This window comes from Leptospira fainei serovar Hurstbridge str. BUT 6 (genome assembly GCF_000306235.2).
In the GTDB taxonomy this organism is placed as follows: Bacteria; Spirochaetota; Leptospiria; order Leptospirales; family Leptospiraceae; genus Leptospira_B; species Leptospira_B fainei.
Genome location: NZ_AKWZ02000003.1, coordinates 156460 through 180945 on the forward strand (window position 1 = coordinate 156460; position 24486 = coordinate 180945).

A 24486-nucleotide genomic window follows, 5' to 3' on the forward strand; every position below is an offset into this window, starting at 1 on the left:
ATTATTTCTACTCGTTGTATCATTGTGCCAGGAGAATTCTGAACATGCGTTCTAAGCTTTTCTTAATTGCGTCATTCGTTCTTACATTATCCGCTTGCGGGAAAAAACTTCCGGTTTCCATGATAACTGCCACCTCTATGGAGAGCGGTTTGCCATTCGACATTCTGGAAGGGAAAAAATGGAGACCTGAGAAAGGCGCCAATTTCGTGAAACTTCACGTTTATCCCGACGAGTCGTTTTTACTTTCTAAGATCGAAATCGAATCCTGCAACGGTTCGTTTGCGGACTCGATCACGGCATACGTTAATTTTGATGAATATAGCCAGGATTTGACCGGAGGAGGGTCCACGGCGACCGTGCAATTTTCCGCTCCTCGCAGTGCGCGTTCCGTTACATTCAATTTTCATAAAAATACGGATATCTGCGTGGATAAGGTCGTTTTCTACGATGAAAAAGGGTCCAAATTAGGTTGGAAATCTCCGAAAGTTATCGAGGCATCCGTAAAAGCTTCCGAAACCGCAAAGCCTTTTCTTTCCTACGACGTAATGAATTTATTCGATTCCCGTTACGAGTATGCTTGGGCATCCGATAAGCGAGGCAAAGGTGTTACGCTGGATTTCGATTTCAAAGAAAAGCAGAAAATAAAGGCGCTTAAAATTTGGAACGGCTATCAGCGCTCTGAACGCCACTGCCAGACGAATGGCCGGTTGAAAACGGCGACATTGACCGGAGACGATGGTTACAGCGCTAAGATCGAAGTTCAGGACGTACTAGGTCCTCAAACGATTTCACTGTCGAAGCCCTTCGAGGGAAAAAAGCTTCGTTTAACGGTTGATTCGATTTATGACGGAAAAGGTTATAAGGGGCTCATCATCAGTGAACTCCGCTTTTCCGACGGCGATGACTGGATTTTACCGAACCCGATCGAACAAGTTAGGAAAATCGCGAAAGAGAACGCTCTTCAGTTTGCTGCCGCTAATATTAATAATGTTTTAAATTGGAGTTATGTGGGCGGAGAATACTCCGGAGAGATTCCGATCAATTCCTCGTCGATGGAAGGAACTCCTCCTGCGCCTCCCGAAGCTTCCGCCGATCAACCACCTCAGGAAGAGCAGGTTTCGGATAAGTATCTTGTATCGTCCAATTGGACTCTTCGGCTCCGCTCGGACGGAAGCATGTTTTTGGAAGGAAATACGGCGGACGAAGGAGGAGGAAGCACTACGAATCGAAGTTTCTTTGCGTTAGGAAATTACGAAGTGAAAGAAGCTAAACCCGACGGTTTAAAGCTTAGAATTTTCGGACTCGTTCGGCAGAAGACGAGCGAGGAGGAATATTTCGGGGGCGACTGTAACGGGTGCGGAAGGGATTGCAATATGGGAGAATCCGATCCGAACAATTCCGAGAAAATATTCCAAGAGACTATTCGAATTCGTAAAGTCGGGGATAAGATTTATGTTCAAAACGAAAACCCGGATAAGGTATTTCATTTTAAATCCCTTGAAATGATTCAGGAATAATATTTTTTTGTGAATCGATTTTGTTTGGCGTTCATAGTCTTTTCTATTTTCGTTAATTGCGGAAAAAAGGAGAACCGAGAAGAGTTTTCTCTTAATCTAAAGGGTAAGAAAGGTGCAGTACCGGTCAGGATCGAATGGATTCTGAAAGGAGTACCGGGCAAAATGGAATTGTACGAATTGGCAGCCCAAAGGCCGGTTCAACTCTGGGATACTAAGTCTGTCGCTTCTTTGGAACAGGCTCCGATCTCGATTCCTATCAAAGCCTCGACACTACTTCTTTCGCCGGGAGAAATTCGACGATTTGCGTTGGTTTATAAGAATGATAGCAAAGATGATTTATTTTTCTTTGCCGCTCCTCATTCGGTTACGCCGCCCGAATTCGGTTTTGGATTCAAATTCAAATGTCTATGCGTTAATCACCTGTTTAAGGTGGAATCGGGAAACGTTTGGTATAGAATCGTAGAGCTGAGAACGATGCCGAATTGGGCGAGTGAGGAATTTTCAATCACTCACACCTTGGTCAAAGTGGATCCTTCCCAGGCTAAGGAATGGGAATCCTCAAGATCTCGATCAATTTCGGAAGACTAATCAAGCTTTTCCCTTTTCTTCGCTTATTAAGAACCGTTATTCGAAAGATTAATTAATTGCTTTGGCAGTAGAGCGCTTTGGATTGAAATGCGCAATCCGCCTGAGACCCGTCGGCCCGTGTAAACTTTCCTAAGGCTGAATTGTTTCCATCGATAAAATCCGCTTCTAAGACTCCTCCGTCCGGAAAGGAGACAGTGGCTTTTCCTTTCAGGATGCCGTCGGAAAAATTCCCTTCCACGATCGTTCCATTGCCGAAAGTATATGTTCCGGGTCCTTGTTTTTGATCGCCGGAAAAATTTCCGTTAAATTGGTCTCCGTTTTTATATTCAAATTTACCGTTTCCTTCTCGTGCTCCGTTCTTAAAATTTCCTACGTATTTATCTCCCGTCGAATACACGTAAACTCCCGAACCATTTTCGCAGTCCCCCTGTTCGCAACGACCATCTTCCGTAGTTTCGTCCGAAAGATTCACTGAACGAGAATCGGATTTCGGAGCGTCCGATGAGGAATTTCCTGCGGCTTCCGGATTAGAGGGTGATTCTTTCGTATTCGGGGCGCTTGAGCAATTGATCCAAACAATCAAGCATAACGCGTAGAATAATATCGAAACGGGCCGGAGTGGAAAAACGATCATACTCGAAATTTTGCGACGTATTTCGAGTTTCGTCAACCGGAAATCAACGCAGAAGTTCTCTTACTGGCATCGCTTGCTGGTTTAAAAAACTGGGCAATCGCCTCTTGATTCTCAAATAAATCAAATAATAAACGAATCGGAGTGCGGGATGAAACAGTAATTTGTCCAGGATCCGATAAGAACTTCGGCGGCGGACGAAAAGTTTGAGTAACGTACGGGAAAAGAAACCGATCTTTTTCCTTTGTGGAAGTATATGAAATTGATAGGCGTTGGCATATCGGTTGGAATATGTCTTTGCTTGCTCTATTGCCTCTTCGAAGATAGGCCCGCTTCGGTTCTGATCGGTTATGTAGAGTAGGCGGCGGCATAGCAGGAGCAGATAAAATGTATCTCGTTGAAATTCAAATTCGTAAGGAAGTTCGAGTTTCTCGGCGATTTGCCGCATTTCTTCTAGTAGGCGAATGGCCGCTTCTCCTTGTCGTATGGAATATATTCCATTTTTTGAAAGAGCTGAATAAAGAAATCTGAATGGATCGGAAACGGTGACTCTATCCCAAGTCACATGCAATAGAGGAGGGATTCTGACTCGATGAAGGTAATACGCGTTTCGTGCAAATTCCGGATCGTACAGAAGGTCCTCTATAACTCGGTCGCTGAGTTTTAGAAAGTGAAGAAATTCGTTAGAATTGGAGTTTCCGAAAAATCTACGAACGCATTTTTCAACGGACCAGTCCTTAGTGAAAAGTTTTAATGCGACGAACGTATTCAATTCGTTCCAATAAGAAGAATGCTTTAGGAATGTAAAGTTTCGAAAAGAGGACCAACCTCCCGTTTGAGTCCAAACGCTGAGGCCTACCATATTTTTGGCATTCCGGAGCTGGCTTCGGTAACGATCATAGAGCCATCCGATAAAGGACGGAAATTCTCCGAATCCCTCGTATTCCCTTCGAGCCTGCAATTCTATAAGTTTAGGACGATCATCCTCGAGAAACAGCGGATTTAAGGGAAGATACCGGAAAAAATCACCTTCCCCGTATTTCATCGAGATGATCAGCGACTTGCTCCGGATATTTCGGAAAACGTCTCTATATGTCTCCGGATTCCAAATCAGATCTCCGATTTCATACGCTCCTAATGTCCAAGTTCTAAATATTAATTTTTTATTATATTTTTCGAAGATGGGTAAAATTTGGTTTAAGAACCTATTAGCCTGAGCGGGAGTTCTTAATAATAATTTACTTCGAAAATCGCCCCTAACATCCACTCCGTCCGATTCTCCGATACGAAGGACGATTCCGTCCACCTCCGGAAAATCACGAAAGAAAGATTCCAGACCGGTCATAAAGATATCCGTCGAACGATCCAGATCTCCCTTCGTTTTCTCTTCGAGATTTCTATTGGAAGTGAAGAAGTCCGTCGTGAGAAATATTTTCAAACCCTCTTCGGAGGCGATCTTGAACAATTTCTTATATTTCTTTCTATAGGAAGAGATTTTCAGGTTTAATTCTTGGGAGTAAAAAGAATGAGGTATCAGGTAACAAAGTTCGTCTATCGTAACGGAGTTGAATCCGAGTTTGGATACTCTCTTAGTATAAGTGCGGAATGACTCGCGGACGCGTTTATGTTTCTTTTTGGAAGGGAAGGAGGATTTTTGTTTTTCTAAAGAAGATAGCGGGGCCTTGGACCAATTGACCGTTCCTTTTGCATGCTCTAAGAAAAAGGGAGCGGAGGTATCGACGATTGTTAAGAATTTTCGGGACATCGATTTATTCGGATCTGCGATTGTATCTGAAGGATTCCACAAAGGCGGCGACTAAGATCAAAGTTCCTCCGACGAATTCCGCCTGTCTCGGAAATTCTCCCAGGATCAGCCAAGCAAGAATAGCGGAGTAAACGGGTTGTATCGTGGCAAGTAAACCTGCGGTTTTTACTTTCATTTTGAATACGGCCTTAATGTACATCGTATGGCCGATCGCCGTGAAAAAGGTTCCTAATAAAAATACCAAAGCCCAATCCTGTCCGGTTTTGAAGGTGGTTTCGAAAAGAAGAACCGGGGAAAGTATCACGCAAGAGGTCACGCTCTGATGAAACATCACCTGCGAGGAGCCGTGTCCGGACAGATATTTTTTCGTCAGTAAATTTCGTAATGCTAGTGTAAGTGCAGAAACGAGCCCGATTTCCACTCCGACAAAATATTCGTTCCCAAAAGTAAATTCCGGTACTAAAAACCACATCCCGACAAATACGAGGCCTGCCATGGCGATATCGGACGCTTTTAATTTTACCTTGAAATAGAAAGGTTCGAGTAGGACAGTCCAAATCGGATGAGTGAATAAGGTAAGGACCGCTATCGCTACGTTGGAAATTTGCGCGGACGAAAAAAACGTGACCCAGTGAACGGCAAGAAGAACTCCTAATCCAAAGGAGATCAGGTTATCTCGTTTGGACGAAAAAAGGACCGGTCTCTTTCTTAAATAAAGGAGAGATCCGAGGAGAAGGCTAGAGAACAAAGTTCTTCCCCAAGTGATTACGGAGGGCGAGTAGGGAAGGATATGAGAGAAGAGGACGTTCCCGCTAATAATCAATTGGGAGATTTGGAACTCTAAATAGGTCCGGAGACGATTTTCTTCCATGGAAGTTCGTCTAGTTTGGGAAGGCGGTAGGAAAAGAAAAGGAAATCCCTTGCGAAGATTTCCTTTTTAAAGCGGATGTAATAATTCTCTTTATGAGCTTAACTATGCAATTTGAGCGATAGTCGAGCCGGTTTGCTTTCCTATGCGATTGGCTCGGAAAATGCTCCCGAAATCGTTAAATCTTATTCCATATCGCTTCATCGCCGGATGAACAAAAGGCGCTACCGCCTGCCGAAGATAGAAAGGTTGGTTGACCACGAAGTGATGAATTCCGTGGGTACTACCGAAATTAAAGCAGAAGAGATGTAACGGAAAAAGGAACCAGGAGTTCAGAACCTGAGTTTGGTCGTACAATCCCTTTACATCTCCGTAATAATGCATATTGGACGAGACGATCTGAATGCTCGTTTGGCGGATCCAATTGGGCAATAGATATATCACTGCCGAAGTATTTAGAAACGTACGGATTCCGTCAAGCCAAGCGGGTTCGTTTATGGGTTTTCCCAAGTAATCGTTAATGATATAAAACGCATTCAGGAATAGGAAATTATACCATAGATGATAAAAGATCACGAGATACGGCCAACTGGATCTAGTGATTTCTCTCCTCTTGAATTTGGGGGCTTCTTTCCTAAGCTTATGAGCCTGGAAAAGGAAGGAAAGGTTTCCGTCGATCATCGTCAAAAAACGTTTTAGGCCGAAGCTCATTCCGTTTCCAATCAGTCGCTCTTCGATGTCTTCTTTGTGACCGGAAACTTTATGATGGAGGGTATGGATCATTCGTCGATACCATGGGCTGACGGTATTTCCTCTAAAGATCCAAACGATCCAAAACATAAAGTTTTGTTTCTTAAGATTATCCTTATAATAAAGGTTATGGATCAAGTCATGTTCGATCTCGTGCAATAAAGACGCTAGAATTCCGTTTGCGAGAATGCAGGTCCAAGCCGGAATCAATCCGACAATATATAATCCGGCAAATAGCAGCATCCCGACGGCGGATCCGATCGTAATTCCCATTCCCAGTCGGTCTTGCTTCTTTAAAAACGGGAATTTTCTACGTAGTTGTTTGTCTCGGAAGCGGATCCATTTCATGATCCTTTTACTTTTTTCCTTATCGGAAAGTCTTAGGCTCGGTTTGGTTGGAACCACTCTTTGTGCGATTGCAGTCATCGGTGTCCTCTCCATCTTTTCGGTTGGATTCAATTTAACCGATTTCTCTTCTACCGTCGTCTTAATAGATCGAATGCCACTCGATGTTTTGTCCTAAACTATAAATTACTACTCGCTAAGCCCCTGTATTCCGAAGGGGTCTTACCGGTATGCTTCTGAAATGCCCTATGGAAAGATGATTTGGTCCGAAATCCGACTTCGAACGCTATATCTAAAACCGATCGATCCGGATCCTTCCGCAAAAGTTCACAAGCTTCCCGGATCCTAAAATCGTTTACGAACGCTGCGAAGTTTTTTCCGAGCTCCTGGTTGATTAGTTCGGAAACTTGATGGGTCGAGAGAGCCAGCTCATCGGCTAAATCTGCCAAGCTTAGCTCCTCATCTCGATAGAGTCGTTCTTTCTCCATAACTTGCAGAAGGTTCTCTTTGAGGGCTGTTCGGTCTAAACCCTGCAATAGGGAACGGGCATATTTCTGTCGTGTCGCCAGCGCTACTTCCTGCAAAGCTCGAAAAAATTCGGGGCGTTTATGGCCGATCAGATAGGCAAGGCATAGGCTGCAACTCATCATTGCAGCGTTTGCCAACAGATATAATGGATTACGAGTAAGTAGATAGACCGCGCCTAAAATCAAATTGCAGAGAGTCGCTAAAACTAAAAAAAGAAGGATACGGGTCGTCCATTCTTGCCGCAAAATTTCCGGGCGAAAAAGATCCGAGCTCTTCGCCAAAATTGCCGTCACATAACCTAAAAGCAAGGTGAGGGGAACGAACAGAATTATCTCGCTGATATGGATTCCGGGTCCGGAGACGAAATTGGCGATCGCTGCCTTGATCTGCTCTTCGGAAATAAAAATGCCGAATAGATAGATGGCCCAAAGGGAAATTGGCAGAAATAGGTGAATTTTACTCAGACCAAGGAATCCGAACGATTCGGTTTCTCTTTCCACGCTCACTTGGTGAATTCCATAAAGAATAGGGCCAATGGAACCCAGGGTCGGTAAGTAGGCGAGAGATAGGAACGGCAGGGTTTGATAAAAACCGGAAAGAATGGATGCCGAGCAGGCTTGGAAGATCCCAATGGAGGCAAAAAGTAAAGCCAGGAGTCTATTGAGGGCGGTCTTTCGTTCAATAACGATCTGTCCTAGACTCATAAGAAATCCAAGGGAAATGCCGAAGTGAACTATCCACCATAGAATTGCCAACCAAGGACCGCTTTCAGATTGACTTCCTAATAAATAGGTCGAGTTTGGCATGCCGAGGAAGATCCGACTCCTTTATCGTACTGTCAAGGAATTCCATTTCCATCGCCTAAAGGGAAAAATTTCGCTCAGACGATCAGGGCGGTTAGAATCCCCACCCTTATTGGGCGGGGGCCGGAGCGAAGCGGTGGATTTGCCTTATTTCACAAAATTGATCTCATTAACAATTCTTTTAGTTTTTATAAGATTGTAGGAGTTCCTACCCAGCTTCGGAGAAAACTTTAGCCTTAGGTGAGTCCATTTCGGTGCTCTCACCTTCTTTTATATATATCGATCGTTATATATAAAATTCAATCTCTTCAGTTCTGGATCAGTTAGCTCGCGTTAGTAATTAATAAAAACGGATCGTTCTAAAAAAGTCTCAAATGATCTTTTGAGACCTTTTAGTGCCGGGGATTTACTATAAATAACAATTGATATATAAAGGGACTCAATTTTGCGCCCCGATCTTTTTTTGCCGAAATTAAATTTTTTTTGAACATCGGGTTAAAATATAAGGGTGATATAAGACGGCTCTATGTAGCGTTCGTTATGCTGTGTTCGATTTCGTTGAAAGCGGATGGGAATAGCGAAAATGATTAAGAAGCGTCTTTTGATCGGCTTTATCCTCTTACTGTTCTTGTGTTGTAAACCGAAGAACGATGCGATAGCGCCCGCAAGTTTTTACGATAATATTCAGGGGGGCGGGCTTAGGCTTTTTAATCTTCTCGATAATTATCCTTCTTTGAAAGCGGGATTCCAAAGTCTCCAGCCCGTACCTTTTAATGATCGTCTTGAAAGTTCGATGACCATTCCCTATCGGGAAGATATCGTCGGGTTTTTGCGCTCTTCTAGCGATATGCTTCTTAATCCGAACGCTCATGTGAGGCAATCGCTATTAAAAGTCCATGATCTTTTGGATCGAATCGATAATGCTCCCAACCAGGCTTTCGATACTCTGCAGCCTTGGCTAGAAAAGCTGAGAGCCTATCAAAAGCCGGTATTGCGAAATTTATCGCCGATAAGCCAAGCGGCTTTGGCATATATGTATGCCACCTATTCCAAGGATACGATGCATGGAAAATTCCAAGAACTTGCGGCTGTTTTGAGAGATCCTGAAATTAAAATCCTATTTGTAGAACTCGAAGACGTATTAGACAAGGCGCTGAATCAGAATGCAAACGCTAAGGCTGCGGTGCAAGGTCTGCTACAAGGAATGGTGGACCCTTCTCTTATTGCGGATAAAGTAATGAAGCAAAAATTGATTCAGATTATTTCTTCCATCGGCGATTCGTTTAACCAAAGAGCGGGCTTTAGCGATTTTAAATCTTCCGACACCGTATTAAAGGAATTAATTATCAACCTGGAAAAGTTTTATACGTTGGGAGGTTCGGTCTACTCGGATCCGACTTTGACGGATTATACGGATAGTACCTATCCTTCGGAATTCTCCGTGCTTTTAACCGAAGCCTTTCGCTATTTGAAACCTATGCTGTCTTTCGGCGGTAATTATACCGCGGACCCGAACGTTATTCTCTCATTGAAATTGGCGCAGAACGTCGCTAATTTTGATTTTTCGAGAAACATATCAGGAGTGGATTTTTCCCTTCACGAACTGATTCGTATGGATGCTCTCGGAAGAGATAGGGTTAACGATACGAATAGCAGTCCGGTTAGCGCGCTCGAATCCCTCATGTTCATTTTGACGCTTTCGGATAAGTTCGGCTTTCGTTGGGAGAATCCCGCGGATACTTCGATGATGCGTTTGGAACCGAACGGATCGGCAAACGGAGGGCCGATGACCGGCGGTGTTCTGACCGTTGGAGATAGCATATATTCCCTTGGATCGACTATGAAAGGTAGCATTGGGATTAAATCCTTTATGAATCAGAGTTCCGTAGACGGTGCCGTTTTTAGGAACGGGGATGCAAATTCTCCGACACCGTTTACGATTTCCATTAATACGCCAACGTTAACTCTGCTTGAAGCGCCGGACGCAAGCATACTTCCGTCTGCTAACGACACTGTTTATACGAAAACGATTCCTTTCATTATGAAATTGATTAGGAACGTACTTCTCTCGGGAGGAGGTCCCTACTATAACCGGAATAGAACTGATGCGTCCGGCGCAATTTATACGATCGACGGAAAGATGTATAAAGATTCGAACGGAAACGACCTGATTTACAAGTCTAGTTGGAACACGTCCGAATATAGAATCAAAGTCTCTAACACTGCGAGCGGCGCTTGCAATAGTACAAGTCTTTGCCGTTGGGTAGGGCCGGGGGGAATGGAAACGACCGCTAATTACGCCAATAATTCCTTCACTCCCGTTTCCTCCGGAACTAACGCTTCCGGCGCGAAAGGGTGGAGCATCCCGATTTGGGAAATTGCAAAAGACGATCAAGCTGAAAGGGCAGTCAGTTCCGACGAAGAAGCTCTCTATAAGAATTTCCAATGGCTTCTGCATGAAAAACGGATGGTCGCGGTAATTCCACTTCGCGCCTCCTTAGGTGCGGGTGTTCCCTATAAAATGGCAGCCTATGTTACTCTTATTGCGAACGGATTAAACGGTCTAATGGGTGCGACTCCGATCTTGCAGGACGGAACTAACTGCACGGATAAAATTAACGGTATTTGGAGAGTAAAGCAGACGTTTTTAAAACCCGGTTGCGCATCGTCTACCCAACCTAATTTTAGGCAACCAGGCATTCCTGTCCTTCAGACGAATTTTTCCGATCTACCGGGAGACAGTATGTTCTATCTGGAAGCTTGGGATTACGGCACGACCGGTTCCAGTTCGTTGACGTTTAATAGCTTAGGCGATACGAGCGTTTATAGTATTTTTTATCCTCCCACCTCCTCTTACGGAGTAATCCCGCAAGTCATCGCCGCAAATTTCTCCGTTATGGAAAGACTTTCCTTCCTGACTTCTAGCCGGGTATTGGCTTCGTCGCCTGCCGATCCCACTCTAGGAACGTCGGTCGATGCCGCTTGGGGTCAACGAAACCGTCTGCTCCCTTTGATCGTGGCTCTCGCGCAAACCTTGGACGACCAGGCGGATTCGGTTAACGGTAAAAATCCGTTTCAAATTCTGACCGGTCTTAGCGGAAGTTTGACTCGCCCGCTTCTGGGAAGAATTACGGATACGGAACCCGGTTCCGGGGGAAGACAGATTGATGTCGTAAAAATCGTAAACTCCGATTCGAGCGTACGAAGTAATTCGGCTGGTCCCGATGAATATTTATTTCGGTATCTAGATCCGGTTACTCAAAAGCCGATTCGATCTCCCATTTCTATCCTTTCGGAGAATGACAGACGTTACCAAGACGGGTTATTGAATTTAATGTCTCGCACGGAACTTTTGTCTACGTTTGTGCAAATGATGGCCGAGATGGGAAGACCGGAACGGGCTTCGGGCGCCGCTCTCACGTTTCAATCCTTAGCGAATCTCTTAGGAGAAGTAAAGCTTACGAACGAATCTCCCACCGCAATCCAGTACAATTTACAAACTTATCTCGAATCGGTTCGCGATATGTTGGCGGCATATCCGGGAACAAGATCATCTAACGTATATGATCCGGATTGGGATAAAGTGGGGGCCTGGGCAGTTCGTCTCCGGGATTATTTCTCCGCCGGATCCGTCTACAGTTTGATTCCGACTCTCGACTTCTCTCTCGATATGGTCATCGATAACGTTCCAAGTACTGCGGAGATCCAAGGTATCTTAAATCTTATAGGTTCTCTATTTCGCAATTCGGACGGAAATCAGGATTACCTAATATCGAATTTATTAAGCGGAGACACTCCCGATCTAATCGATATCGCTTCGCCTAACGGACGGAGCATCGTTGGAGTCATGATGGGTCTTGTCAGGACGGGAGAATTTTATTCCTACCTTGAAGCGGATATGAGCACTCCATTTCCGCTAAAGGCAATCTTTACGGATACGAAACGTCTGATCGTATCCGATATGGTTCAGACGCCGCAACAGGACCCTAGCTCCTTATTATATACGATGGGAGTTTTAACGGGAATTTTCGCGGATATGGCCGCCGGCGGTCGTAAGGAAATGCCCGGCGGTTTTACCTTCTACGACAGATTCAATCAGGACGAAAGTTCTGATACTTATTGGAACCGGTTTACCACGATCTTCACTCGATGAGGCATAAACATGAATACGAATCGAAACAAACGTAATACTCCCGCAAGAATCGAACAAGGATCGATAAAGAAAATGAAGAATACGAAGATATTTAATTTAAGAGAAAGCGCCGATCGATTTTTCGTCCGTTTTATTTGCGCGCTCGTAATTGCTGCCTCGTTCGGCTTCTGTAAACCCAAGAACGGGAGTAGTCTGGATTTTTCGGATATTTTTGATATCGGTTTCTTTTCTTTCGGAAAGGGTTCAGGCTCCGATCCGAATTTGCAGCCTTATAATAGCGTAGATAATAGCGTCGCACAGCTGCCCGTCGATTTCGGGGCAACGAGTCCTCAAGCGGTTCTATTTATCAATTCGTTGGATAGTGTGGATCGTTATAAGGAATTGGAGATCCGTTTCTCTCACCCGATGAATAAGACGATCACTCAGGCTAATTTCTCCATTGCGGGATCGAGCGGACCGCTTTTAGGACCGAATCCTGGCGGACAATTTTACTGGATGAGCAGCCAAAAACTCCGATTCAAGTCATATCGCGAATTTAAACCGGCTGAGAATTATACGCTAACGATTACGTCTGCGGCATTAACGATCTCAGGAACAGCTCTCCAAGATTATACGGTGCAATTTAGAACGGCAGTAGATTATAGCTTAACGAATAAGATCACCCAAGGAAGCCAGTATACTTTGAACGGTAATAACGATATTACGTTCGATCAATCCGCCGCACTGCAATTGGCGTCCACCTTTCAAAATCCGGTTGTGGCAAATAATTATATTCAGGGTATTACGCTTAATAAAGTCGGTTCCCCGAATTCTCAAACTATCTGTAATTCTCCCCCCTGTTCAATGAGTTCTCCGATTGCGTTGACTCTCGATACTTCTCAGATTCCTCCGACAGTGGGTGGAAACACTTATTACTATGAAATCAAGGCAACAAACGGAAAAACGTTTCGAAAATATTTCAGCTTTAACTATGGAAGATTAGAAAATCCTGATAATCTTCTTTCCTACGTTGCTGACGGTATTATGGACGAGGCTCAGATGCTTCCGTTTCTAGGGAAAGCGATTCAAAAATTCACCACGGGTGCGTTCAAGGTTTTGGATTCGACGGGCGTTCCGAGAACCTTCCAGGACTTTCTCTTAGGATTACCGAATTATCCAAAGCGTAAATTTTACGAGAACGGACAATGGACCATCGGAGAGGCGTGTATGAAGCCGGACGGACTCATGTCCGGAAATGCGAATCTTTCCGCTTTCCAAAATTATTCCTATATATCCGTTTTTGGATCCAAGCCGGGAGCAGAAGGTAAAGGATATTGTTGGGTTCGACCAGCTTCCTGCGGTCCTTCGGATAACGGAGGACCTAACGACTATGGTCCTCCGTTCCACCCCAATAGCAGTTGGAATTGGAGCGATTATAATGCCTGCCAATCGGGTAACACCGCTAAATGCCAGGCGATCACCCATTGGAACGAACCTGCATGGAGTTACTGTCATTATCCTACCGACGTAAAGCAGTATGACGGCTATACTGCGACCGCTTTTTCTCCTTTCGGAAGACCTAAGGGTAAAATCTCGACGATGTGCGATGATACGGTGGATATCGATAATGCCGTCAGTTGGGTATCTTGTTTTAAAACCTTCGGGGACGTTAGCGCTGTTTCACCGGGGCCCTTTTCCAAGTACAGTGCGACTTTAAATATTACCAACCAAGGTATCGCAAACGGTAGCGCAGCAGTGAACATGGACGTATATGTCACAGACATGCGTCTGCCTCAAGCGGTTCGTTGCGGTTCCAATAATGCCACTTACGGATGTAGCGCCGGTGTCGGAACTCAACTAGGTAACGTTGTTGCCGACTTAAAAGTAAATCCTGGCGCCGGTGCCGTCGCTCCAGGATTGGGACTCGATCTAAAATCCAGATACGTCGAGGTCGATTTGCTGGTGGTATCCCGCTTTGAGGACTGGTTCGGAACCTTTATGGGACCGGGAGCTCAATTGATTTTTACCACAACCGCAAAATTGAATTGGGATCCTGCTGTCGAGGGTGTGCTTAACGGGTCCGGTTACGATTGGCAAAACGTTCAACTTTCCAAACCAAGATTGGCTACGGCGAGAGCGAGAAATACTCTTAGTGTCGGAACTGACGGATTGATTACGATGAACGTTCGTACCCCGTTTACCGTTAACGATTCATACTTCCCGGATAACCCAAGTCCGGCAGATATCGTATCGAATCTTAATAATTTCTTCGTTCTGCCTTGGTCCAACCCGAATCATTTATCGATGTCCGGTTTGTATCCGGGTGAGGATACGTCCGACTTTATGTGGACATCTCCTATGACGTATTTAGGCGGTAGCGAGCAATTCGGAACGGTTATCGCCGCCATTGTGGGAAGTCAATCCATTCAAGATATGGCGGGAACTACCGTACCTCTCGTGAAGCAAATTATAACTCAATATATGTTAAAAGACATCGTAACTAGGATTGCGCCGAATGTTCTCAATTCGGTTGTTGCCGACTTACGAGATACTGGGGTAACGATTACCCTTCCCGACTATTTACCTGCACCGCTGGGTAATTTTCCCTTAAACGTGAGGTTTAAATTAAATACGGATGCGATTATAAAACACGACGGAACGAACAAAGGTCTAGTCACTTCGCTTGATTTTGCGTTTACAAGCGGTTACAGTCCGGCTGGAGGACTTCGCAGTCAGTCCGGAAAATCCGGGATGGTATCCACGAGGACTTGGAACGCCGCCAGTCCGCCTCCGTCGGGTTATCAATTTACCCAGTCCGCCAGCAATCCAGGGTTTTTAATTTCGATGCACACTGATACGATTTCACAGGCGGCTTTCCATCTGTGGAAAAGAAGGGGACTCGATATAGTACTCAATCAGCAGTTCATTAACGGAATGAATTCATTTGCCGGATCGGATCCTTTGTTTGCGCTGACCACCTCTTTCTTGAAGGCGTCGCCTTTGGTAACGATATTGGTTCCCGGAAGAACTACATTACAAGGTTTGAATTCTTCCAACCAGTTAGCGCCGCCGGTAAAATCTTACGACGATATTAATATGGTCATGTCTCCCATACTTGCGCCGAACGTAAAATTTAAGCCGATGACTTCCGGAGGAGTGCCGAAAATGCGTCTCTATTTTACAGAAATGCAATTACAGATTATCGCAATAAAACCGAGTTCCTGCGCGGGATTATCAAGCGACGATCTCGCCGATTGCTCTGCCGATACTCGTCCAGCCGGGTCTCAACAAACCTTGGGAACGGTTCGAATTAGTTTTGCGGCCGATGCTGATTTTCGTTTTAAAACCTTCTCGAACCCGACCGGGAATCCGAATTTAGCGAATCTAAACGCGTTACAGGTAATTTTGGATCCTGCGAATAATTTGGATTACGCAGTAGAAGTGTTGGAAGGCTCCACAAATAATCCTTTTGGATTGGATCCGGAAGGCGTGAAGGCGGTAATTTCCCCCTTGGTTACGACTTTGATCGTTCCGATGGTAAACAGCATCATGAAAGAGATACCGATGCCATCCACGATCACATTCCCGAAACTTAGGAATCCTGCGGCGACTTCTTCGCCCTTGAATCTTTCTACCGCCTGTGCAATTAGTGCAACGAGCGATAAAGTGCAATTCTTTACCTTGAGTACGCCGCAAACGAGCGACCCGTATCTTTTAGGAGGTATGCGTTTTGTAGGGCAAGCAGTCACCGATCCCGGATCGTTGATCGTTTGTCCGTAAAAAGATTCGATAAGGCTCGATTCCAACAGGTCTAGGCCTTGTTCCCCGAGTGGAAAAACCGGAGGAAAATGATTCCGGTTTTTTTCTCGGAAGAATATTTTCGTATTCTTTGTGCTGGATTAGAATTCTATCTTCCTCTATTCTCGTTGCCTGCAAACTTTCGAACGTGCTCAGAAATTGCCCGGGGGAGTCCCGGTGTATCCAAGTAGGTTCGTGCGAATTTTAAGATTGTGAGCATTTATTCACAAAATTTGTCGCATTCTAAGAAATGGGTTGCAGTAATCCTTACGAGATAGGAAAGGAAAGTCGATCATGACGTACTATCAACTCTCCTGCTATCTGGTGGTTACGGTACTAGTTTACCGAACTGTCCATAATTTGGTTCTTTTCTTTCGGAACCGAAAGCAGGTATATTTGCTTCATTTTGCTTTTTTGCAGATTTCGTACGGAACTTATTTATTCTTCTTTATCCAGACAATTAATGCCGAAAGCATCGAGAGGGCTTTGTTTTGGGAGCGGTTGGAAAACACGGCAGTTCCCTTTTTCGGAACCTTCCTCGTACTTTTTGTAAACAGCTATCGTAGAATATTCAGTCGGGATTTTACTTATCTCTATATTTTCCTGAATCTTCTTCTCTCGGGAATTTTGGTTACGGATCCGAACGCGTATACGATCGAACTTTCCCACCCCAGAAGTTTTCCATATTTGGGTATCATAATCTACGAAACGAAGCAACCGATCATTGTTCAGTATCTGTATTTATCGGGAATGTTGATGATCTTTTGGACTTTGTTCAAAGTTATGAATCAATTCCTGAGAAATCATTTTCGAAATCCGTTCCTATTATTCGGTCTGATTCTATTTTGTTCGTCTGTGATTTTGGATATTCTCGTAGCTACGGACGTCTTACCGATTCCATACACTTCGCATTTTAGTTTTTTAGTGCTAATGTTCTCGGTCGATAGCTTTCTTACGGTGAACAAATCGGAGAGAGAAGTAAGGCTGGAATTTAAAGAATCGATCGCTAAATGGCTGCATGGAAGTATCGCACAGTCTGAAAAGATTCTAAACCCTAAAAACGACTCGATTTCCGGCTCGAAACAGGTTGGGGAAGTCCGATCCTCTCCGTTGAGCCGCAAAAAGGCTCCCAACCAATTGATTCTAAAAGTGAAAGCGATGGGTCCATTGGAACTTGAGCTTGACGGTAAAAAAATCTCCCCATCCGAATACTCGAGCAAAAAGAAGCTACTTAAATTAATTAAACTTCTAGTCGTGCGATACGGGAAAGGTATTCATAAGGAAGAACTTTTAGAGAACCTTTGGCCGGGAATGTCCGAAAAGAACGCCTTAAACAGTCTTCATGCTTTACTATTCCGTTTACGTAAGATTTTGGGGAATCCGGATGCCCTTGTTTTTGCTGAGGATCGGCTTTATTTCCATCCGGATCTCGTTATAGCCGATTTCTCGGAATTCGAGCGGGAACTCGAACAAGCTCACAGATTACTTAGAAACAAAAAAGAAGAAGACGCCGTTTCGAATTTTAAGAAAGCCCAAGAATATTACCGCGGGGATTTTTTCGAATTCGATCTGTATTTTCCCGAATCCGATCTTAAAAGGGAATATTTGCGTAAGAATCTGATCGAAACATATAGAATTCTTTGCGAATTCTCCCAAAAGAAGGGCGACTTTGACGCCTTGTTCTTGGATTCCGAAAGCTGGATTCGGTTGGATGATCTGGATGAGCGGGCATGGAGATATCATTTTGAAGCATTGCAGCAACTGGATCGGAAAAATGAAGCCCTACGTAAATTTGAAGATCTCAAAAAGATTTTGAAGAAAGAATTAGGAGTGGAACCGGAACCGGATACGATATCTTTGATCGAAAGAATTCGGACCAGCTCTACGGTTGCTTAAAAATCCGGCAAAATTACAGGTTAATTCGTTTCACTCGTTCGATTTACACCTACAACATTTAAATTTAGAATAAAACGATCATTAGAAAAAAAATAGTTGGACGTAACTTTGTCCTTTCAATAGTTTTTCCAGAGTTCGCCAAACTTTAAGTGGAAAAGTTCTCCCAGCCTCCTATGAATAAACTTACAATCTTTTTTGTAACGATTGTTACAATAAATCTTTTGAATTGTTCCATCGTATACAGGGTAACTGGTCGTACGCTGAATTCGTATGCTCAGGACAATCTAGTGCCTTATTTATTAGCCTCCGACGACCTCGATTCGGTTTGCGTGGGTGGAACCGCATTAGGTCCATTGGTCGCGTCGTTCGAGAGAGTCGGTTCTTCCGTGGAATTACCCGTAATGGTAGCTCAAATGGGAGCCGGAATTTGTGCAGAACGAAAAGCACAAGAAGCCGAGTTATTATATCTTGCGGCCGTTCGTAAGGGACGAGGGGAGGAAGCTTCCGATTTTCAAGCCATCCAGATTCGCCATCATGGGATTGCAGCAAAGCGATACGGAGAATCTTACAATCGGTTTCTGCAATATTTCGGAGAGTGGAAGGGTAAATGTCCTTCCATGGACGATGAAGAAGAGTTTTACTTTATGGTCGGTTTAGCTTCCGGTCTTCTCGCAATTTTGCATGACCGTGCGGCTCAAGGATACGCGGGGATTACCACGGAAATTCCTTCCGTCGTCTCTCAGGCTTCCAAATGTCTGGATCCGAAAAAATGGTGGGGAACTCCATTAGCGTTCGAAGCGGTGGTCTGGCTTTCCGTTCCAGGCGCCACTCCGGAAGGGAAAGATGCGTTCAAGCATCTGGATGAAGCAGTAAAGCTCGGAGATCAAGCGGGCGTTCGGTTAGCTAGGGCGTTCCAGCTTCAGGGAGTTGCAGGACGGGGCAACGTCGAGCTTATGAAAAAACTGATCCAAGATCATGCGAAGGCAATGCATCAATCTCCGGCGAAAAAAGAATATAGACTCTTAGAAACATTTGCGGAAAGCCTTTCTCGTCACGAATCGGATAAGATTTGGATCAAGGAAACAGGACATCGCGGTCCGATTCATTTTGGAAGTTTCCCGGGCGGAAGAAAAAAGAATAATAAAGAAGATGATGATTTACTAAAGGACTTATAAACTTTCGTGATTCGAAGCGGAACCTCGAAAGGCAGGAGAAAATGAAAATGAAAAAATATCTAATTTCGGTCGCTCTATTACTCACATTCGGAAACCCGACCTGGATCCGGACGATAGACGCTGCGGAAGCAGTAGATCGCACAATGTGCGTGTTTGATCCGTCAGGCGCACATGGGGATGTATTCAAATCCGCGCAAAGATACCAAGCGCAGGCACTCACCTGGGGAATCCGTTTGGATCTTAAGGCTTATACCGACGAGGTGGTGGCTAATAGCGACTTCAAGGCCGGAAAATGTCATATGGCATTTTTAACCTCTCTCCGAGTCAGAGGATATGTTCCCCAATCAGGTTCCATTGAAGCGATCGGAGCTTTGCCTAGTTACGACCTTCTGCATAGAACGATCGAAGTTCTAGCCAATCCTAAAGCGCGGAAACTGAACGTGGATGGCGATTATGAAACGATGGCAATGTTTCCGGGCGGAGCCGTGTATCTTCTTCTTCGGGACAAGAATCTGAAGGACATTAAGGATCTTGCCGGAAAGAAAATCGCCACTTTGACCTACGATCAGGCCGCGACTACAATGGTCGATATCGTCGGTGCTTCCATGGTCCCGGCTGAAATCGCGACGTTTGCAGGTATCTTCAATAATGGAAGAGCGGATGCTTGCTATTCTCCGGCAATCGGAATTAAACCTTTGGAATTGATGAAGGGAATTTCCCCCAATGGAGGAATCGTCCGCTTTCCGATCGGACAGCTTACGTTCCAAATCGTGGCTCGACAAAAAGATTTTCCGGAGAATTTCGGAAATATTTCCAGGAACTGGGCGGCTAGCCAATTCGACTCCATGCTTGCGCTTACCAAGCGGGCAGAGCAGGAGATTCCGGCAAAATTTTGGCTGGAAGTTCCCAAGGAACTTGCAAATAGCTATTTTGAAAAATTTCGGGAAGTTCGCATTAAACTTCGCGATAAGAAAGTGTATCACCCCGCGATTCTCAAATTAATGAAGGGTGTTCGCTGCAAATCCGAGCCCGGCGCTGCGGAATGTTCCGATAATTTAGAATAATCTAATTTCCAGTTTAGAAAATAGAAATAAATAAAGAATGAATCACGGAAAGGTTTCTTTCCGTGATTCAACCGTCAGCCGCAAAATCCAGAGGATAGAGTTTATGTGGAGAAAGATCGTTTCCTGGTCTGTATTGTTTTTCCTTTTTGTGCCTTTAATTCAAAGTGGAGCACAGCTTGTTCAGGCGAGATTGCTAGGATTAGGAGGAAGTATTTGGCCGGAATACGCGATGATCCGCAACGTTTGTATGGCCGGCTTGGGGACCGCCGGAGATAAACGGGCCGAAGTCAGCGAATCCGATTCGGCATTATTGGAAGAATTGGATCTCGGTTCCTCCGGCCAAGCTCCGGTTCAAACCGGACCTACGGAAACCCAACTGGAGTTAGTCAAGCTTGCGGCAAATCTAACTTGGACTCAGGCACTTTATTGCGGAGTGGAACGTAGGCTTTCTTGGATTACGATTTTTGCAACCGATTATATTCCGATGACCATGGTGGTTCTGCTTTTGGTCGCAGGAACCGTCTCTACGACTAGGCGATACCATATCGCATTGCGGAACCCGGAGAATTCTCGGGAAGAAATCGCAACCGAGGTTAGTCAGATCGTCGCAAACTTGATCGTTTTGGTTTCCGCCGCATTCATGCTTCCTTTACAGAAGGGAGTCGAGGCTCAGATCCAGGTTTTGTGGATCGTCGGTCTTGCTTTCCTTTCTTATTTAAATGTTCATAATTTGTTGCATCCGGTTTTTAAGTCGGGAGAGGGAAGACAGAATTCGAATCTAACGAACATGCTGCTTTGTATTCCTTTGTATTGTTGGATGGCTTTTGTCTGCGGTTTGTATTTCTTCCTTCTGGAACACCATCCTCCTGGTCTAGCGATTTACCTTCAAAAGCTAACGGCTCACGCGACTCTTTATATCCAAATCGGCTTGTATGTTTGGACCGGAATTTTATTAAGAGACACCTCTCTTGGCCGTCGATTCTTCGATCTGTTAAATCCGTGGCATCTGCCTTCCGAATTAATGGCGGTCATCATCGTAGTTGTTGCGGCATTACCGACCGCATATAGCGGCGCCTCGGGAATCGTCGTTTTGGCTTTAGGGGCTACGATCTTTACCGAATTGAGAAGGGCCGGTGCGACCCAAGAAAGAGCACTGGCTGCGACTGCAATGTCCGGAAGTTTAGGCGTAGTGTTGCCGCCATGCTTGCTTGTAGTGATCGTTGCGTCTTTAAATCTGGACGTCACAACGGACGAATTGTTTTATTGGGGTTGGAGAGTCTTTGCGGTTTCTTCCAGCCTTTTCCTGATAGTCAGCTGGTTTACTCGTAAGGAGTCCTGGAAAATTCGTCCGGCAACCGACGCCTTGGCTCAAACTTGGAAAGCATTCAAACCTTTCAGTATCTATATGTTAGTCGCAGTATCGATCGTACTGGTGATCGTCCTCGGTTTGGGAACGCATTTTGACGAGCATACCGCTCCCTATATTCTTCCTTTAGCGATGCTGGCGCTTCTTTCGATCGATTATAAATTATCCAAATCGACTCATCCGATTACCGAGCCGGCAAGAGAGGCAGTAAAGCTTTCCCGTACTTCTTACGATGCTGGATCGCATTTAGGAGCGCTTCTTCTGCTGATGGGGCTTTCCGCTTGTATGGGGGGAGTGTTCGAGCGTTCGGAAGTAATCGATTTATTTCCAACTCAATTAGGCTCGCCTCTATCTGCGATGCTAGTCTTAACTATCGCTCTCGTGATTATCGGAATGCTGATGGACCCGTATGGAGCGGTAATTCTCGTGTCGGTCACACTGTATCCGATCGCAAAGGCAAACGGGATTCATCCTTTGAATTTCTGGATGACTGCTTTAGTCTCGTTTGAATTGGGATATTTGACGCCTCCGGTCGCCTTAAATCATTTACTTACCAAGCACGTCGTTAGAGATCTTCTTGTAAAAGACGAATCGTTGACTGGAAAAGGATTTATCGCGAGACACGAGCATATTATCATTCCGATTGTTGTGCTCTTACTTACGCTTATCGTGACCGCATTCGGGCCGATTCTATTCGGTTAATAATCGCATCGGAATAAGGAAAGATCGGATCGCTCGGTTTTTTTTCCGAGTAAAGACCAAAAACCCTGCCTTTGCTTTTGGCAGGGTTTTGTTTTGTAGCCGATCGATTTAGGCGGCGATTTAGGCCTTTAGTTTCTTTTTCTTCTTTTTCTTACCTTTGTCTTTTTTCTCTTCGAAGGAAAGCAAGGCATTGCGTCCGTTGGAGATATTATTATTTTTTTGTAATTGTTTTCTCTTCTCTTCGGCCCAAGGGAGGACGCTATGCAATTCTTCCGCAAGACCCATTAGATTTTCGTTGATATCGACTAGTTCCTCTACGACCACGAAATAGGAAGCGCTTGATTTAAGTCGGCTATCACCTTTTCTGATCCGCCTCATTTGATTCTTATAGATACGAATTTTGATATCGGAGAGCTCTTTGACCTTCTTTTTGGATCTGGCCTTATCCAAAAGGCTCGGGATTTTATCGGAGTCTACGAGTAGTTCGAATCCTTCTTCGGCAAGCTTCCGTAGGTCTTTTAAGTCCTCACGTTCGTCCTTACTTAATCCGGAGCGGAACGAATCTATATTGTTAGAGCTACTTCTTAAGATATTCGTAATATTTTCGGCGATTCGATCGATGTATCCGAGCGCATTCGTTACCGGATGAATGGATTGGAATTCGCTTTCGTCGAAATGTTTATCGGCTAAGGTTAGAAAGCTGGATATGGAATTCTCATACATCTTCTTGATGTTTTTAAGTAATTTTCCGGTTTGCTTAAAATCTTTCTTCTTTCCGTTTATGAAACCTGAATATACATTATTCATCGCTTTTTTGGCTACGATCAAACTGCCTAGAATTGATGATACTGTCTTTGCCAGTGCTTTTTCCGGATGACGGTTTATATTGACTAGTTTCTCGATATTTTCATCGTAATCGGCCTTTCGCTTTCCGTGAATTCTGTTGAAAAGTAAAACTAGGAAAAGAGTTCCAGCGAGTACGGCGACTACTGCAGGAAAGCCGAAGTAAAAGAAAGTAGTCGCTAGCACAGCGCCCATCATCGAAGCAAAGATTGCGGTCATAAACCATCCGCCGACCACAGTTAGGACTCCGCTGACCCGGTTGACTGCGTTTTCTTTTTGCCAAGCGCCGTCCGCCAAGGATGTTCCCATCGCCACCATGAAGGTTACGAATGTCGTAGATAGCGGGAGCTTTTGAATCGTTCCGATCAAAATTAATCCGGAAGCGATCAGAATATTTACGGAAGCTCGAACCAAGTCGAATGCGTCGTTCTCATGGATTTTAACGATTTCTTTGGAAGCCACATTGGAGAATCTTTCACCGATCCAGGTTCTGATTCCTTTAGGGAGAATAATCTTGATCGGCCGATAAATTCCTAACGCGATTTGAACAAAAACTCTCGCGACAAGACTGCTTTGGAAACTTTCGATCGTTTCTCCTTGAGAGCCGAGGCTAACCTCGGTTTGAGTGACCGTTTCCGCCTTCTTTGAGCGAAAAAGGGAAAAGATCATGATCAGCGCCGCGCCTAAAAGAAGCAAGTTAGGCGTCGGAACTTCTCCCGCCAATCCTACCGCTAGGGTATTCGCGTTCCAATTCGAAAGCTTGATCAACTCGTGAGTCTGAAGGCTGGCAATCGGAACACCGATGAAATTCACCAAGTCGTTACTTGCAAACGCCATGGCTAAGGATGCAGTTCCCAATAGTACTACGAATTTGAGAACATTTACGCCGGAAAATACGAGGATCTGAAAGAAGATAGAAAATCCGATTAAGGACGTTATGATAATTTGTCGAAAGTTATCGCTTATCCATTGTAGCAGGTCTTTATTAATGAGCGTCGAGCCCTTCATTGCGGTTAGTAGAACGAAGAAGATGACGATTGTGGTCGCTAAACCTGCGAATATTCCTCCGAATAACCGAATCGTTTTTTCCAGTCTGAAGCTGAATATAAGCCGGAAAATAAACATCAAAAATAATCCGGCAAAAAAGGCGAAGATTACTGAAAACACAATACCAAAGATAATCTTTAATGCGCTTTCGGCATTGATGATACGGAATGCGTCGTTAATCGTTTCCGTTTTTAGAATCGCCATCGCGAGCGAGGCGCCCAGTAATTCAAATACCAGAGAGACCGTGGTGGAAGTGGGTAGGCCGAGAGTATTGTATAGGTCCAACAGAATAATGTCGGCAACCATTACCGCTAAGAACAGAAACATGAGCTCGCCGAGGCTAAAGTATTCCGGATGGAAAATTCCTTTTCTCGCCACTTCCATCATTCCGCTGGAACTTAAAGCTCCGAATAGAATTCCGACTGCGGAGATGATTAGAATCGATCGCCTGGACGCCGCCCTCGCGCCGACTGCTGAATTGGTAAAATTTACCGCGTCGTTCGAGACACCGACAAGAAGGTCCATGACCCCAAGGACGGCCATTACTCCTACGATGATTAGAAAAATATCCATATAATATGTACCTGTAAATCAGTCAGGGGAAAGTTGCCCTGAATCGCTGTTTTTTGAACTTTTTCAGGGAATCGGGCAACCTCAACCTAAATTTC

General features: G+C 44.7%; 14 protein-coding genes. 8 read left to right on the forward strand and 6 right to left on the reverse strand.

Translation table 11 applies throughout. The features are described 5' to 3' along the window. Positions 1-44: 44 nt before the first annotated feature. Together LEP1GSC058_RS04875 and lsa20 are read left to right on the forward strand one after the other, a co-directional pair. Positions 45-1517: a discoidin domain-containing protein gene (locus tag LEP1GSC058_RS04875; protein ID WP_016548682.1), complete on the forward strand. Its 1473-nt coding sequence runs from the start codon at positions 45-47 to the stop codon at positions 1515-1517. A gap of 9 nt (positions 1518-1526) precedes the next feature. Next, a complete protein-coding gene (lsa20, locus tag LEP1GSC058_RS04880) occupies positions 1527-2105 on the forward strand; it encodes an LIC11469 family lipoprotein adhesin Lsa20 (protein ID WP_016548518.1) in 579 nt (192 codons plus the stop codon). A gap of 52 nt (positions 2106-2157) precedes the next feature. On the opposite strand, the gene LEP1GSC058_RS04885 is transcribed toward lsa20, so the two are convergent. From LEP1GSC058_RS04885 to LEP1GSC058_RS04905, 5 genes are all read right to left on the reverse strand, one after another. Next, the gene (locus LEP1GSC058_RS04885) at positions 2158-2739 is read right to left on the reverse strand and encodes an MORN repeat-containing protein (RefSeq protein WP_016548367.1); all 582 of its coding nucleotides are present in this window, start codon (positions 2737-2739) and stop codon (positions 2158-2160) included. Between the two features lie 43 nt (positions 2740-2782). Further along, positions 2783-4501: a hypothetical protein gene (locus LEP1GSC058_RS04890; protein WP_016548695.1), complete on the reverse strand. Its 1719-nt coding sequence runs from the start codon at positions 4499-4501 to the stop codon at positions 2783-2785. A gap of 4 nt (positions 4502-4505) precedes the next feature. Further along, a complete protein-coding gene (locus LEP1GSC058_RS04895) occupies positions 4506-5372 on the reverse strand; it encodes a DMT family transporter (RefSeq protein WP_016548445.1) in 867 nt (288 codons plus the stop codon). A gap of 102 nt (positions 5373-5474) precedes the next feature. After that, entirely contained in the window at positions 5475-6545 is a 1071-nt protein-coding gene (locus LEP1GSC058_RS04900) for a fatty acid desaturase (protein ID WP_016548504.1), read from the reverse strand. Between the two features lie 98 nt (positions 6546-6643). Beyond that, positions 6644-7798 (reverse strand): helix-turn-helix domain-containing protein, encoded by a 1155-nt coding sequence (locus LEP1GSC058_RS04905; RefSeq protein WP_016548365.1) that lies wholly within the window; start codon positions 7796-7798, stop codon positions 6644-6646. 580 nt (positions 7799-8378) lie between these two features. Between LEP1GSC058_RS04905 and LEP1GSC058_RS04915 the strand changes: the two genes are divergently transcribed. The 6 genes from LEP1GSC058_RS04915 to LEP1GSC058_RS04940 all read left to right on the forward strand — a co-directional run bounded on the left by LEP1GSC058_RS04915 (position 8379) and on the right by LEP1GSC058_RS04940 (position 21928). Then, positions 8379-11948 carry a hypothetical protein gene (locus LEP1GSC058_RS04915; protein WP_016548542.1) on the forward strand — a complete coding sequence of 1190 codons (3570 nt, stop codon included), beginning with the start codon at positions 8379-8381 and terminating at the stop codon, positions 11946-11948. Positions 11949-11957: 9 nt separating this feature from the next. After that, positions 11958-15707 carry an Ig-like domain-containing protein gene (locus tag LEP1GSC058_RS04920; protein ID WP_016548437.1) on the forward strand — a complete coding sequence of 1250 codons (3750 nt, stop codon included), beginning with the start codon at positions 11958-11960 and terminating at the stop codon, positions 15705-15707. Positions 15708-16019: 312 nt separating this feature from the next. Beyond that, positions 16020-17621: a BTAD domain-containing putative transcriptional regulator gene (locus LEP1GSC058_RS04925; RefSeq protein ID WP_016548412.1), complete on the forward strand. Its 1602-nt coding sequence runs from the start codon at positions 16020-16022 to the stop codon at positions 17619-17621. A 149-nt stretch (positions 17622-17770) separates the two neighbouring features. After that, the gene (locus LEP1GSC058_RS04930; protein WP_232224620.1) at positions 17771-18796 is read left to right on the forward strand and encodes a hypothetical protein; all 1026 of its coding nucleotides are present in this window, start codon (positions 17771-17773) and stop codon (positions 18794-18796) included. A gap of 47 nt (positions 18797-18843) precedes the next feature. Continuing rightward, positions 18844-19860 carry a putative solute-binding protein gene (locus LEP1GSC058_RS04935; RefSeq protein WP_016548304.1) on the forward strand — a complete coding sequence of 339 codons (1017 nt, stop codon included), beginning with the start codon at positions 18844-18846 and terminating at the stop codon, positions 19858-19860. 103 nt (positions 19861-19963) lie between these two features. Further along, on the forward strand, positions 19964-21928 hold the full coding sequence (locus tag LEP1GSC058_RS04940; protein WP_016548635.1) for a TRAP transporter large permease subunit: 1965 nt from the start codon (positions 19964-19966) through the stop codon (positions 21926-21928). A gap of 120 nt (positions 21929-22048) precedes the next feature. Here LEP1GSC058_RS04940 and LEP1GSC058_RS04945 read toward each other — a convergent pair whose 3' ends face one another. Next, positions 22049-24391 carry an inorganic phosphate transporter gene (locus tag LEP1GSC058_RS04945; protein WP_016548613.1) on the reverse strand — a complete coding sequence of 781 codons (2343 nt, stop codon included), beginning with the start codon at positions 24389-24391 and terminating at the stop codon, positions 22049-22051. Positions 24392-24486: the final 95 nt, after the last annotated feature.